Consider the following 13,932-nt stretch of genomic DNA (forward strand, 5'->3'; position numbering starts at 1 on the left):
TTTCCGTTCAACGCCTGGTTCTCCGCTAGCGCAAGGTTCCGAAGAACGCCCGGATGTCGTCCACCAGCAGATCCGGGGCTTGCAGCGAGGCGAAGTGCCCTCCCGCGGGAAAGCTCGTCCAGCGGGTGATCTTGTGGGAGAGCTCCGCCAAACCTCGAAGCGCCCCGTCACCGGCGAAGTTCGCCACGCCGGTCGGGACCGTGGTGCGCTCGGGGCGCCGGCCCCACCCGTCGGCGGACTCCAGGTAGAGCCGCGCCGCCGAACCGGCCGTTCCGGTCAACCAGAAGATCGTGACGTTGGTCAGGATCGCGTCCCGGTCGATCGGGGTCTGCTCGGTGCGCGCGGGATCCCAGTCGACGAACCACTCCAGGTTCCACGCCAGCTGACCGACCGGAGAATCGTTGAGCGCGTAAGCCAACGTCTGCGGACGGGTGGACATCTGCACCGCATAGCCGGAATGCCCGTACCAGAGCGCCTGGTTCCGCTCGGCCTGCGCACGCTCCTCCTCCGACAACCTCGCCAAATCGCTGGGACCGCTTGCCACCGAGGCGTCCACGAGCGCGTTCACGTGCACGCCGAGAACGTTCTCCGGTGCGATCCGGCCGAGCTCCGGCGACACGATGCTGCCGAAATCGCCGCCCTGCGCCCCGTAGCGCTCGTACCCGAGACGCCGCATCAGCTCGGCCCAGGCACACGCGATCCGATTCACTCCCCACCCCGTCCGCGTGGTCGGCCCGGAGAAGGCGAACCCCGGCAACGAAGGCGCGACCACGTGGAAGGCGTCCGCCGGATCCCCACCGTGCGCACGCGGGTCGGTCAGCGGCCCGATGACGTCGACGAAGTCATAGACCGTGCTCGGCCAGCCGTGCGTGATGATCAGCGGTGTCGCGTCCGACTCCGGGGAACGGACGTGCAGGAAGTGCACCCGCTGATCGTCGATGACCGTCGTGAACTGCGGGAACGAGTTGAGGCGAGCCTCGTGCCGACGCCAGTCGTAGCCCGTGCGCCAGTGCTCGACCAGATCGGCCAGATAGTCCTGGTGCACGCCGTACGACCAGCCGACTCCGGGGAGTTCCCCCGGCCAGCGGGTGCGGGCCAGCCGCTCCTGCAGATCGTCCAGGGCTTCCTGCGCGACATCGATCCGAAACGGCTCTGGTGCGTTCATTCGGACAGGATTGCGTTGGAGTAGGACAGTTTCGGTCCTGCTCCTCTGGCAGGGTGGGCGGATGCTGGCAACACCCGCTCGTCTGCTCCGGCTGCTGTCGTTGCTGCAGATGGGCCGCGACTGGTCCGGCACGGAGCTCGCCGAACGCCTCGAGGTCACCACCCGGACCGTGCGGCGAGATGTCGATCGCCTGCGCGACCTGGGCTACCCGGTGCACACCACGATCGGCCCTAACGGCGGGTACCGGCTCGGTTCCGGCGCGGCGCTGCCGCCGCTCCTGCTCGACGACGACGAAGCGGTCGCTGTCACGGTCGGCCTGCACACGGCAGCAGCCGGTCACGTCACCGGGGCCGAAGAAGCCTCGCTGCGGGCCCTGGCCAAGCTCGAACAGGTCCTGCCGTCCAGGCTGCGGCACCGGGTCACCACGCTGAAGAACGCAGTCGTGACCGTCTCCCCCGGCAACGAGCCGGGAGTTCAGGCTGCGGTGCTCACCGCGGTTTCGGCCGCCGTCCGGGCTGCTGAAACACTGCGGTTCGACTACCTCGACCGCAACGGCACCGCGTCCCGGCGCAACGTCGAACCGCACCGCCTCGTCTGCTGGGGCCGGAAGTGGTACCTGGTCGGCTGGGACGTCGAACGAGCCGCCTGGCGCACCTTCCGGGTCGACCGGATGACCCTGCGCACCCCCAACGGACCGCGCTTCGCGCACCGCGAACCACCGGACGGTGATGTCGCGGCATACCTGCGCAGAACCATGGGGTTCGAGATGTGGCCACTGCGCTCGCAGCTGCTCGTGCACGCGCCCGCAGCGGATATCAGCAGCCGAATCGACGGCATCGTGACCCCGGTGGACGACAGCACGTGCCGACTGGAGCTCGCCTCGGACTCGTACGACCTCGTCGCGCTCGTGGTGGGCATGCTCGATGTCGACTTCGAAGTCGAATCACCTCCAGAACTCGCTGAACACCTGCACAAACTGGCCACTCGATTCACCAATGCGATCCCCCGGGACCCGGGTGGGCGCACCTGAACTCCGGTGGGTCCGGACGCGGCGACGGTGGGTTCGCCGCGCCCGGACCCCGGCGTCGTTCGATCGCCCGCGCACTGGCCGGAGGCAACACCCTGGGAGGGAGTGGTGTTTCGTCCGCTGCCGGCCGGGCCGGTCGACGCCGAGTTGTGTTGGCCGCTAGTGGAAGTCGCGCGAGGTCGAGGGGATGCGGACCTCCAACTTCTGCAGCCGGTCAGCTCTGAGATTGATCACCCCCTCCGCCCTCTCGACGATTCCGCGCACCAGCAATGCCGCGCTGGAGCGCCCGACTTTGCGGTACCGCGCCCACAAACCCGGCGAGCACATGACGTTGACCATGCCCGTCTCGTCCTCCAGGTTCAGGAACGTGATCCCGCCCGCGGTGGCTGGTCGCTGCCGGTGCGTCACCGCACCACCGACCAGCACCCTGGTCCCGTGCTCCACTTCGGACAGACGGTCGGTCGGAAGCGCGCCCATCGAGTCCAACCTGGCGCGGACGAACTGCAGCGGGAAGCTGTCCGGGGAAACCCCGGTGGCCCAGACGTCCGCCGCAGCCACGTCGACGCCGTCCATGCCCGGTAGCGCCGGAGCAGCAGAAGAAGCCGTGGTTCCTGGCAACCGGTCCGGTCGGTCCCCGGCTGCGGCAGCGGCGTTCCACAGCGCCTCGCGCCGGGACAGCCCGAAGCAGCCGAACGCGCCGGCCGTCGCCAGCGCCTCCATCTGCGCTGCGGTCAACCCCACGCGTCGAGCCACATCGGCCATGCCGGTGTACGGACCACGCTCCGCACGTTCGGCGACCAACTTCTCGGCGCCGTCACCGATTCCGCGCACCGAAGCCAGCCCGAGCCGCACCGCCTGCCGCCCCTCGCTGGCGGCATCGGGTTCCAGATCGGCCTCCACCCGGCTTGCGTTGACGTCCGGGCCGCGCACCCGCACACCGTGCCGCCGGGCGTCCGCGACCAGCGACTGCGGCGAGTAGAAGCCCATCGGTTGCGCCTTGAGCAGCGCCGCGCAGAAAGCCGCCGGGTAGTAGTGCTTGAACCACGCGCTGGCGAACACCAGCAGCGCGAAGCTCAACGCGTGGCTCTCCGGGAAGCCGTAGTTGGAGAAGGCCAGCATCCGCCGGTAGATCTGCTCGGCCAGTTCACCGGAGATGCCGTTGGCCGCCATCCCCTCGAACAGCCGCCCCTTGAGCCGGGCCATCCGCTCTTCGGACCGCTTGGCCCCCATCGCCCGGCGCAGCTGGTCGGCCTCCGCCGGGGAGAACCCCGCGACGTCCACCGCCAGTTGCATCAGCTGCTCCTGGAACAGCGGAACCCCGTAGGTCTTCGCCAGCGCGCCTTTCATCAGCGGGTGCTCGAAGTCCCACTCCTCCTCGCCGTTGCGGCGCCGGATGTAGGGGTGCACCGAACCGCCCTGGATCGGCCCCGGTCGGATCAACGCCACCTCGACCACCAGGTCGTAGAACTTCCGCGGCTTCAACCTCGGCAGCGTGGCCAGCTGGGCCCGGCTCTCCACCTGGAACACCCCGACCGCGTCCGCTCGGCGCAGCATCTCGTAGACCGCGTCGTCGGCCAGGTCCAGCTCGCCGAGATCGACCTCGCGACCGTGGTGCTCGCGGACCATCTCGGTGGCGTAGCGCAGCGCCGAGAGCATGCCCAGCCCCAGCAGGTCGAACTTGACCAGACCGACCTCGGCGCAGTCGTCCTTGTCCCACTGCAGGACCGTGCGGCCGGGCATCCGCGCCCACTCCACCGGGCAGACCTCGCCGACCGGCTGGTGGCAGATCACCATCCCGCCGGAGTGGATGCCCAGGTGCCGGGGGAACCCCATCAGCTCACCGGCCAGCCCCCGCACCGGTGCCGGGATCTCGGAATCCTCCGGCAACGGACCCCAGTGCTCGATCTCCTTGCTCCAGGCGTCCTGCTGTCCGGGCGAATAGCCGAGCGCGCGGGCGACGTCGCGCACCGCGGACCGCGGCCGGTAGCTGATCACGTTCGCCACCTGGGCGGCGTGCATCCGGCCGTACTTGCGGTAGACGTACTGGATCACCTCTTCGCGGCGGTCCGACTCGATGTCCAGGTCGATGTCCGGCGGCCCGTCCCGCTCCGGCGCCAGGAACCGCTCGAAGAGCAGCTGGTAGCGCACCGGGTCCGCGTTGGTGATCCGCAGCGCGAAGCACACCGCCGAGTTCGCCGCCGATCCCCTGCCCTGGCACAGGATTCCCCGGCTGCGGCAGAACTCCACGATGTCGTGCACGATCAGGAAGTAACCGGGGAAGTCCAGCTCCTCGATCACCGCCAGCTCGTGCTCGATCTGCCGGTACGCAGCGGGGTTCTGCTGCGGCAGGCCGTACCGCTGCAGCGCGCCCCGGTAGGTCTGCTCGCGCAGCCAACTCGCCTCGGTGCGCCCGTCGGGCACGCTGAACGGCGGCAGCTGCGGAGCCACCAAGCGCAGGTCGAAGGCGCACTCCTTGCCGAGCTCGGCAGCTCGCTGCACGGCCCCCGGGTACCGCGCGAACATCTCGGCCATCTCGGCCCCGGAACGCAGGTAGTTGCCCGCCCAAGCGGGCAGCCAGCCGTCCATCTCGTCCAGGCTGCGACGAGCCCGGATCGCAGCGACCACACCGGCCAGCGCGGCCCGATCCGGCCGGGCCAGGTGCGCACCGGTGCTGGCCACTGTGGACACACCGGCGCGGTCGGCGAGCTCGGCCAGCGCATCGTTGCGCTCGGAATCGGCGGGAAGTCCGTGGTCGGTCAGCTCCACCGCCACGTGGTCCCGGCCGAACAGCGCGACCAGCCGGTCCAGTTCCGCCGCAGCCGCGTCGAACCCGCCCGCCGCGAGCGCGGCCGGCACCGCTCCCTTCCGGCAGCCGGTGAGCACCTGCCAACGCCCTTCGGCCGCGCCGGCGAGCTTCTCCAGCTCGTAGACCGGACGCCCCTTCTCCTCACCGGCCAGCTGCGCCGTGCTGATCGCCCGGCACAAGCTCGCGTAACCGTCCAGATCCCGGGCCAGCACCAGCAAGTGCCGCCCCTCCGGATCGGCCATCCCGTTCTGAGCCCCGGAGAGCCCGAGGCTCAGCTCCGCGCCGAACACCGTGCGCACCCCGTGCTCGGCGGCGGCCTCGGCGAAGCGCACCACCCCGTACAGCCCGTCGTGATCGGTGAGCGCGATCGCCTCCAACCCCAGCCGCGCCGCTTCCGCCACCAGCTCCTCCGGATGGCTCGCCCCGTCCAGGAAGCTGAAGTTGGAATGCGCGTGCAGCTCCGCGTACGGGACCGACGGCACCGCGGGAACGACATCGGCCCGGTACTCGGCACGCCGCCGGGTCCACGCCGGGCTGTCGTTCCCGTCGCCGGGGTTCCGCTCGTCGCGCGGACCCCGCCCATCGGCGGAAGCGGGCCGGCCGGAAAGCGCGGTCTCCAGTTCCGACCAGGTCTGGGGCGGGTTGAACCAACTCATGACAACCAGTGAACTCCTGTTCGATTCGGCGATGCCACCGAAATACCGACCAACCACTCGAACGAGTGTTCGTCGCTATCGATAGGCGCCCTGAACCCACCAACGGCCCTGCTCGTGCACCAGCAGCAGGGCCACCTCACCCGCCTCGAGCTCAGCGCCCGGCGCTCCCGGCTCAGCCGTGCTGGAGTCGGCTTCGAGCACCACCTGGACCCGCACCAGCGACCGCGGCGGCACCTGCGTCGCCGGGGCCGTCTGCCCGGCACCATCGGCCAGCAGCTCCACCCACCAGCGCTCGGTCACCGGCCACGGCCCGGCCCAGCCGGACACCGCGCGGGACCGGCCACCCGCCACCTCGACGCGGCTCGGCGCCGCCGTCAACCGATCCCGGTCGGTGACCTCCACCGGCCGCCCCTCGACGTCGAGAACGACTGCGGGCCAAGGCGAATCCGGCACCACCGAGGGCGACGGGGACGGGATCCGCCCCGGCCACGGGTGGTCCGGTGCCAACGCGGGGCGGCGCTCGTCGCCCCACGGCACGAACCGCACCTGATCGCGCAGATCACGACCGCCGTCGAGCACCCCGGTCAGCACCGCCTCCGGTCCGAGCATGCCCTGCACCCGGGCGAACGCGCGGCCGGCGCGGGCATCCGCCTCGCCGGTCGCGGCGCTGAGCAGGTCGAGCTGCAACCCACCCGCTCCGACGACCTCCTCCGGCCGGAGGCTCAGCACGCTCACCCCGGCCGTCGGGCGCTGCGACCCGCTGCGGCCGTTCAGCCAACCGTCGAGCTGCCAGCGCACCCGATCCGCGGTGGCCGCCGGGGTCAACGGCTCCGCGCACCGCCACACCCGATCCAGCTCCTCGCCGTGCTCGGTCCGCGCCGAAATCCCCAGCCGCGTGCACGCCAGACCGAGATCGCCGAGCCTGGCGTGCAGCCGGTCCGCCAGCACCTTGGCCGCGAAAGCCGCCCGGTCCACCCGGTCCACCGGCGGATCGAGCTCCTCGGACACCACCAGGTCCGGCGGGACCTGCCGCCGCAGCACCGGCCGCTCCTCCCGGCCCCCGGCCGCGCGGTGCATCACCAGCGCGGACCGGCCGAACCTCGTCGCGACGTCCGACGGATCCAGCGCGGCGAACTCGCCCAACGTGCGAATTCCCAAGCGCCGCAGCAGATCCACCAGCTCCGCCCGCTGCGCGACCTGCCGGCCGGTGAGTCGGTCGGCGAGCTGGTCGATCTCGTCGACGGCCAGCGGCGCGAGGAACTCCGGGCTCAACCCGGGCGCGACCAGCTGGCCGCGCCGAGCGGCCAGGACCGCCGCGAACAGCCCGTCCGCGATGCCCACCTGGCACTCGACCCCGACCTGCGCGTCGATCTTGTCGATCACCCGCTCAGCAGCGCCCGCCTCTGATCCGAAGTAGCGCGCAGGCCCCCGCGCCGGAACCGCCACCAAGCCCGGGCGCACGATCTCCACCCCCGGCATCATGTCCTCGACCGCGGCCACGACCGGCTCGAACAACCGCGCATCCCGATCCGGATCGTGTTCGCAGACAACGAGATCCGGGCAACGGCTCTGCGCCTCGCGGCGGCGCATGCCGCGGCGCACCCCGCCATCGCGGGCCGTCGCGGAGCAGGCCACCACCCGGTTGGCCGCGAACACCGCGGTGGGCACCAACGAACCGAGTTCGGCCGCGCGGGCGGCGGCGACCACCGGCCAGTCCGGGCACCACACGACGAGTCGACGAGGGGGCATCACGAGCACCCCACCACCGGACGCAGCCGCGGCCGCGTGATCTCCACGGGCTCGTCCGCCGGAACTCCGACAGCTCCGCTGCGCGCCGGGAGGAGGAGCCGGCTCGAACGCGGCCGGGACGCCGCACCACGTCCGCCCGCGTGCACCGTGACAGCACGTTCCCGCAGGTAGCCATGGCCCTGACCGAGCCCTCGCCAGCTGGCGTCAGCACAACGCAGCTGCACCTCGGCACCCGCCCACGGGCCGAACGGCAGCAGCACCGAACCGCGGTTGCGCGCTCTCGCCGACAGCCGTCGAGCATCCGAATCCGCGATCCGCCGAGTACCACCGACAGCGACCAGGTCCACCCCGTCGAGCAGCGCGGCGACCACACCCGCCGGGTCGCCGCCCGGCCGCGGAACCACCGCGAGCCTGGAGAGCTCCACACCGGCTTCAGCCGCGGCGACCAGGCTGATGCCGGCCAGCCCCACCACCGCGGCCCACGAGCCGTTGGCGGTCGCTTCGGCGAGCAGCGCGAAGAGGAGGGAAACAGATCCGTGCACCGCCACCGTGCTGCCACGGCGCAAACCTGGCCATGGCAGCACGGCAGCGAGCTCCGTCCGCGTGGGCAGCACCCGGCCCGCACCAGGAACACCACCCGCTTCGACCACCGGCACACCCACGGACACCCCGTAAACCGCGGACGCGCCCGGCGACGTCGAAGACGCCATCGCGGACATCGCTGCCTCCCCACATCGTGCGAGTGGATGCCCGACCCCGGCGCGGGCACCCACCAAGCCGCTGTGGGGAAGACAGCGGTGGAACCAGCACTGCGCCTGCACCCGAACGCAGCGCCGGTTCCAACGGATCAGTCGACCCCGACATCGCCTGATCCGAACTCGAACCTCAGTTCGAACAAGACAAGTAAACCCCGGCCAGAGCTCCGCGTCAAGGCCCGTAGCCAGATTGGGTGAACATTTGTTCGATCGCCCGAAATTCGGCTGAGCGAAGGGGAAAAAGCCGCTACAACTCGATCGACGACCGCGTTCCCGGGCCCACCCGGACGGCCGCCCGGACCGCCCAGCAGCGGTCCGGGAACAGCCTCACCGAGCTCGCCGGGCCGGGGCTCCACGCCCCGACACCACCCGCCGGGCCAGCCGCGCGGCGAACGGATCCCACATGCTCCAGGAGGTTTCCCATGCGCACGTCCCGAACGGGCCAGACCCACCAGCACACCGCCGCGCTCGACAGCCCGGAAAAGCGAGCGGCGCGGACGACCGTGGTCGTCCGCGCCGCTCGAGGCAATCCCGGGTCAGTGCGCGAAGTGGCGCGTCCCGGTGAAGTAGAGCGGCACACCGGCCGCCTCCGCCGCCGCGATGGTGTCCGCGTCCCGGACCGAGCCACCCGGCTGCACGATGGCGCGCACCCCGGCGTCCAGCAGGACCTGCGGACCGTCGGCGAACGGGAAGAACGCGTCGGACGCGGCCACCGAGCCCTTCGCCCGGTCACCCGCGCGGGAGACCGCCAGGCGCGCCGAGTCGACCCGGTTCACCTGGCCCATGCCCACGCCGACCGTGGCCCCGCCGTCGGCCAGCAGGATCGCGTTGGACTTCACCGCGCGGCAGGCGCGCCAGGCGAACTTCAGGTCCGCCAGGGTGGCCTCGTCCACCGGCGAGCCGGCGGCCAGCGTCCAGTTGGCCGGGTCGTCGCCCTCGGCGTCGATGGCGTCGGAGCCCTGCACCAGCATGCCGCCGGAGATCGCCCGCATCTCGATCCGGCCGCTCTTGGGCGGCTGCGCGGTCAGGATCCGGATGTTCTTCTTCTTGCTCAGCACGTCCACCGCGCCGTCGGCGTAGCCGGGCGCCACGACGACCTCGGTGAAGATCTCGGCGACCTGCTCGGCCATCGCCACCGACACCTCGCGGTTGGTCGCGATGACACCGCCGAACGCGCTGACCGGGTCGCACTCGTGCGCCTTGCGGTGCGCGGCGGCGATGTCGTCGGCCACCGCGATGCCGCACGGGTTGGCGTGCTTGATGATCGCCACGCACGGCTCGTCGTGGTCGTGCGCCGCGCGCCAGGCCGCGTCGGAGTCGACGTAGTTGTTGTACGACATCTCCTTGCCGTGCAGCTGGGCCGCGGCCGCGAGACCGGTGGCCTCACCGCCGGAGACGTACAGCGCGGCGGGCTGGTGCGGGTTCTCCCCGTAGCGCAGCGCGGAGCGGCGCTCCCAGGTCTCGCCGATCCAGCCGGGGAACACCGAGTCGTCCCCGGTCGGCACCTTGCTCATCCAGGACGCCACCGCGACGTCGTAGGAGGCGGTGTGCCGGAACGCAGCAGCGGCCAGCTCGACCCGGTCGGACTGCGTGAAGCCGCCCTCCCGGACCTGCTCCAGCACCCACTCGTAGCGGTTGGGGTCGACCACGACCGCGACGTTCGCGTGGTTCTTGGCCGAGGCTCGCACCATCGCCGGACCGCCGATGTCGATCTGCTCGATCACCTCGTCCTGCGCGGCGCCCGAGGCCACCGTCTGCACGAACGGGTAGAGGTTCACCACCAGCAGGTCGAACGGGGCGATGTCCAGCTCGCGCAGCTGGTCGGCGTGCTCCGGGCGGCGCAGGTCGGCCAGCAGCCCGGCGTGCACCCGCGGGTGCAGGGTCTTGACCCGGCCGTCGAGCGCCTCCGGGAAGCCGGTGAGCTCCTCGACCGGGGTCACCGGCACGCCCGCGGCCGCGAGGGTGCGGGCGGTGCCACCGGTGGACACGATCTCCACACCGGCCGCGTGCAGCCCGGTGGCCAGCTCCAGCAGGCCCGACTTGTCCGACACGCCGATCAGCGCGCGGCGAACTGCGCGCCGCTCCTGCGAGTTCGCGGTCACGGGATACTCACCTTCCGTCCCTGCACGGTCCAACCGTGCAACGCCAGCTGTTCCAGGGTGTCGACCAGCAATCGCCGCTCGACTGCCTTGATCCGCTCGTGCAAGCTCGCCTCGTCGTCGTCGGGCCGCACCTCGACCGCTTCCTGCGCGAGGATCGGTCCGGTGTCCACCCCGGCATCGACCACGAACAGCGTGCAGCCGGTGACGCGCACGCCGTACTCCAGCGCGTCGCGCGCGCCGTGCATGCCCGGGAAAGAGGGCAGCAGCGCCGGGTGGCTGTTGAGGTACCGGCCGTCGAAGCGGGCCAAGAAGTTCGCGCCGACCAGCTTCATGAACCCGGCGGAGACCACCAGGTCGGGTTCGTGCTCGGCGCAGGCGTCGGCCAGTGCGCGGTCCCAGTCGTCGCGGCTCGGGTGGTCCTTGACCCGGCGGACGAAGGTCGGCACCCCAGCGCGCTCGGCCCGGGCGAGCCCTTCGATGCCGTCGCGATCCGCTCCGACCGCGACCACCTGCACGGGGTAGTCGGGCGAGCTGGTCGCGTCGAGCAGGGACTGCAGCAGAGTTCCGGAGCCGGACACCAGCACGACCACGCGTGCCGGATCGGCGGTGGTGAACCGGGCGGGCGACGCAGCGGTGTTCGACGGGTCGGTCGTACTCGGATTCAGCGTTCGCTCCTGACGTGCCTGGGCGCGATCTCAACCAGCAGCGTAAGCGCTGCTGGAGGGTCTGACGCGGCCAGGGCCCCAGGAGTGGCGCAACCCTCACCGCGAACAGCGCCGAGGCGGCACCACCCGGGGCGCAACCCACCCGAAACGGGCAGATCTCCCGCACCCGAGCGGTCGGGAGCTAGTCGGCCCGGTTCTGGCCGCCGTCCCTGGTCCAGGCCTCGCGCCGGGCCTCGTCGACGGTCCAGTCCGAGCCGGTGTCACCGTCGAACTCGCTGGGGTCTATCTCGGAGTGCGCGCTCCTGGTCGAGGAGAGCGGTTCGCGCGCGTGCGGGATCTCCGGGTCGAAGTCATCGGGATCGACCGCGTCCGCTTCGGGCTCGGCGTCCACGTCCGAAGTGGACGGCTGTTCGCCATCCGCATCTGCCGGGGATTCCGCGTCCTCGGCGGAGTCCTCGTTCACATCGTCCGCATCAACCGGAAGGGAGTCGGTTTCCGACGCATCAGCGTCCGCAGCCGGGTCTGCCCCCTCGGCGGTGTCTCCGCCTGCGGGCACGGGCTCTTCGAAGTCGACCGGGCCAGCGAGCCAGGTCACGGCGGCTGCCGGGATGCCGATCCAGCACATCGTCATCGCAGCCAGCTCGAGCGGTCGCAGCGACACCGGGCTGAACTGCCCGCCACCGAGGTCGCCGCCGGCGACCTGGGCGAGGACCAACGTGCCCAGCGCCGCGACGCAGGCCGCCACACCGACCGCCAGCAACCGGTGCGACACGCCGCCGGAGACCCGGCGGCAGGCGAAGCCGACGAGCGCGCCGGCGGCGAGCGGCAGCACCAGCGCCGCGGCCGACCAGCCCGGCCCCTCCTGCGACGGCAAGATCGCGAGCAGGGGAAGGTCGGGCACCGGCCCAGGCGTGGCGTGCAAGGGCTGCACCGTCAGCCCGCCCAGCGACAGGCCGGTGCCGGCGGCGAAGGCCCAGCCCGCCAGCACTCCGTTCGGCAGGTACAGCAGCGACAGGAGGGAGGTTCCGATCGCGTCACCGGCAGCGCCGGATCGCGCCATCGAGGCGACCATGTCCGGCGCCGAGGCGCAGATCCCGACCAGCAGCACCACACCGCCGGCGGCGACCACCGCAGAGAGTGCGAGCAGACCGATGCGCAGGCCTGACCACACCTCGGCCTCGACCCGTTCCCAGACCAGGTAGATGAGCCCGCAGCGGTTCGCCACGCCTGCCGCCGAGGCAGCGGTGGCGGTCAAGCCGCAGCTCAGGAAGGCATCGACCGGGACGGCGCGGAACGGCCCGGCCAGCACGAGGGCGATGGCCGCGCCGACGAAGGCGTGCACCAGGCCCATGGTCGCGATGACCGGCCACGCCTGGTCCGGTCGTCGCAGCCTGGAACGCCGCGCCACCCAGGCCGAGGCGGCCGCGATCAGCAGCATCACGGCCGCGGTCGGGAGCAGCGGGAGCACGCTCAGCGGTGCGCCCGTGATCGTCAGCGCGGACTGGTGCAGGACCAGCCACCCGGGCAGCGCGGCCAGCAGCACCACGAGCGGGCTGAACCCGGCGTTGCTGGCGGTGGCCGTCACCAGGGCGATCAGTCCGGCCGACAGCAGGTAGCCGAGGACCAGGACGGTGCAGGTCGCGCCGATGAGCAGCCACCAGCGGAGGCCGAGACTGCGCTCGCGGGGGCCGTCGGCGATGGCGTGGGGAATCGACTCGAGCACGGACACGTTGCCGAATGTCGCACCACAATTCCGCCGAACGGGTCACAACACGCCGCCACCTCCACCCATCGGGCGACATCGAACGTCCATTTAGGACGCTCCCGCGGCCTGTCCCACCGCCCTGCTTCACCGAAAGAAAGCACGGGCGGCCCGCAGGCCACCCGTGCTCGATCGATCTTCAGCTATCAGAATTCCTGCCGGTTGAGGCCGGGGTGCGGCATCTGCTGGGTGCCCTGCGGACCGCTGCCCTGGCCACCTTGACCGGACTGACCGGCAGCTCCCTGGTTCGGCGGACCGTCCTGCCCGGCGGAACCACCCTGACCGGCAGGAGCACCCTGACCAGCGGGAGCGCCCTGACCGGTGGGGGCGCCGCCCTGACCGGCGAAGCCGGGCTGACCGGCGGGACCGGACGGGTTCGGGGCCGGGGAGCCACCCGAGGACGGGTTCCAGCCGCCCGGCTGCTGCGGCTGTCCACCGGTGGCCGGGCTCCAGCCGCCGCTCGCCGGCGCGAACTGCCCGGGCTTGGCGGGCGGCGCCGCGGGGTTCCACCCACCGGGGCCACCGGGCTTGCCGGGGCCGCCCTGCTGACCGGGCTGGAACGGGCCGGGCTGGCCACCCTGACCGGACGGGCCGGACGGGGGCTTGCTGGCCGAGTCGGAGCTCTGCGGCACGTTGATGATCCCGCCGTCGATCAGCAGGTTCCCGACCACACCGGCGAGCTGCGCGATGGCCAGCAGCAGGAGCAGCACGACGATGCCGCCGGAGGTGCCGCCGATGAGGTCCTGCAGCAGCGCGAGGGTGGCGTAGGCGGACAGCGGCGCGGCGGCGACCAGCAAGTTCGGCGTCTTCGGCACGAAGCGCAGGCCGGCCAGCGCTGCGGAGGTGATGATGGAGAATCCGGCCAGGCTGCCGACGAGCACACCGGCGATCTCGCTGAAGAAGCCGATCAGGTAACCGACCAGACCGGCCCCGGCCGCCACCAGCGCCAGGATCTCCTTCAAGCCGAGTGCGGGCCCGGCCGAGCTGGACTTCCGCGACGGGGGATACGGGGCGGACATGCTGTGGTGACACTCCTCAATAGGCGTTCGGGGAACGAGGACGGGCCAGGCCGACGGTGTCCGCCGACCGAACCCAGTGTGCCGGAAAACGCTGGCACCGGTGTTCGAACGCAGTGCGCATCGGGGGTCGCGCACTCCAGGACCAGGTGACCAGCGGTTCGGGCTCGACGAGCTCTGGCGAGAACGAGCCGCCGAAACACGTGCTACAAGCCGTCGGGGGCGGGGC

The 13,932-nt window shown here is 71.6% G+C and carries 9 protein-coding genes; 1 reads left to right on the top strand and 8 read right to left on the bottom strand.

What is annotated here, in order from left to right; translation table 11 throughout:
- Positions 1–25: 25 nt before the first annotated feature.
- Positions 26–1,165, bottom strand: coding sequence for an epoxide hydrolase family protein (locus OU415_RS10665; RefSeq protein ID WP_270948475.1), 1,140 nt, complete (start codon positions 1,163–1,165; stop codon positions 26–28).
- Between the two features lie 61 nt (positions 1,166–1,226).
- On the opposite strand from OU415_RS10665, the gene OU415_RS10670 reads away from it, so the two are divergent.
- A complete protein-coding gene (locus tag OU415_RS10670; protein WP_270948476.1) occupies positions 1,227–2,195 on the top strand; it encodes a helix-turn-helix transcriptional regulator in 969 nt (322 codons plus the stop codon).
- A 156-nt stretch (positions 2,196–2,351) separates the two neighbouring features.
- On the opposite strand, the gene OU415_RS10675 is transcribed toward OU415_RS10670, so the two are convergent.
- From OU415_RS10675 to OU415_RS10705, 7 genes are all read right to left on the bottom strand, one after another.
- Positions 2,352–5,654, bottom strand: coding sequence for an error-prone DNA polymerase (locus OU415_RS10675; RefSeq protein WP_270948477.1), 3,303 nt, complete (start codon positions 5,652–5,654; stop codon positions 2,352–2,354).
- 75 nt (positions 5,655–5,729) lie between these two features.
- Positions 5,730–7,403 (bottom strand): DNA polymerase Y family protein, encoded by a 1,674-nt coding sequence (locus OU415_RS10680; RefSeq protein ID WP_270948478.1) that lies wholly within the window; start codon positions 7,401–7,403, stop codon positions 5,730–5,732.
- Positions 7,403–8,122, bottom strand: coding sequence for a hypothetical protein (locus OU415_RS10685; protein ID WP_270948479.1), 720 nt, complete (start codon positions 8,120–8,122; stop codon positions 7,403–7,405). The genes OU415_RS10680 and OU415_RS10685 overlap by 1 nt, the downstream gene beginning before the upstream one ends.
- Before the next feature lie 572 nt (positions 8,123–8,694).
- Positions 8,695–10,260, bottom strand: coding sequence for a bifunctional phosphoribosylaminoimidazolecarboxamide formyltransferase/IMP cyclohydrolase (gene purH, locus OU415_RS10690; RefSeq protein WP_270948480.1), 1,566 nt, complete (start codon positions 10,258–10,260; stop codon positions 8,695–8,697).
- Positions 10,257–10,850: a phosphoribosylglycinamide formyltransferase gene (gene purN, locus OU415_RS10695; RefSeq protein ID WP_270948481.1), complete on the bottom strand. Its 594-nt coding sequence runs from the start codon at positions 10,848–10,850 to the stop codon at positions 10,257–10,259. Before purN ends, purH begins: the two co-directional genes overlap by 4 nt.
- A gap of 256 nt (positions 10,851–11,106) precedes the next feature.
- Positions 11,107–12,654: a cell division protein PerM gene (locus tag OU415_RS10700; RefSeq protein WP_270948482.1), complete on the bottom strand. Its 1,548-nt coding sequence runs from the start codon at positions 12,652–12,654 to the stop codon at positions 11,107–11,109.
- A 179-nt stretch (positions 12,655–12,833) separates the two neighbouring features.
- The gene (locus tag OU415_RS10705) at positions 12,834–13,706 is read right to left on the bottom strand and encodes a DUF5336 domain-containing protein (RefSeq protein WP_270948483.1); all 873 of its coding nucleotides are present in this window, start codon (positions 13,704–13,706) and stop codon (positions 12,834–12,836) included.
- Positions 13,707–13,932 lie beyond the last annotated feature (226 nt).

Source organism: Saccharopolyspora oryzae (assembly GCF_027853915.1).
Taxonomy (GTDB): Bacteria; Actinomycetota; Actinomycetes; order Mycobacteriales; family Pseudonocardiaceae; genus Saccharopolyspora; species Saccharopolyspora oryzae.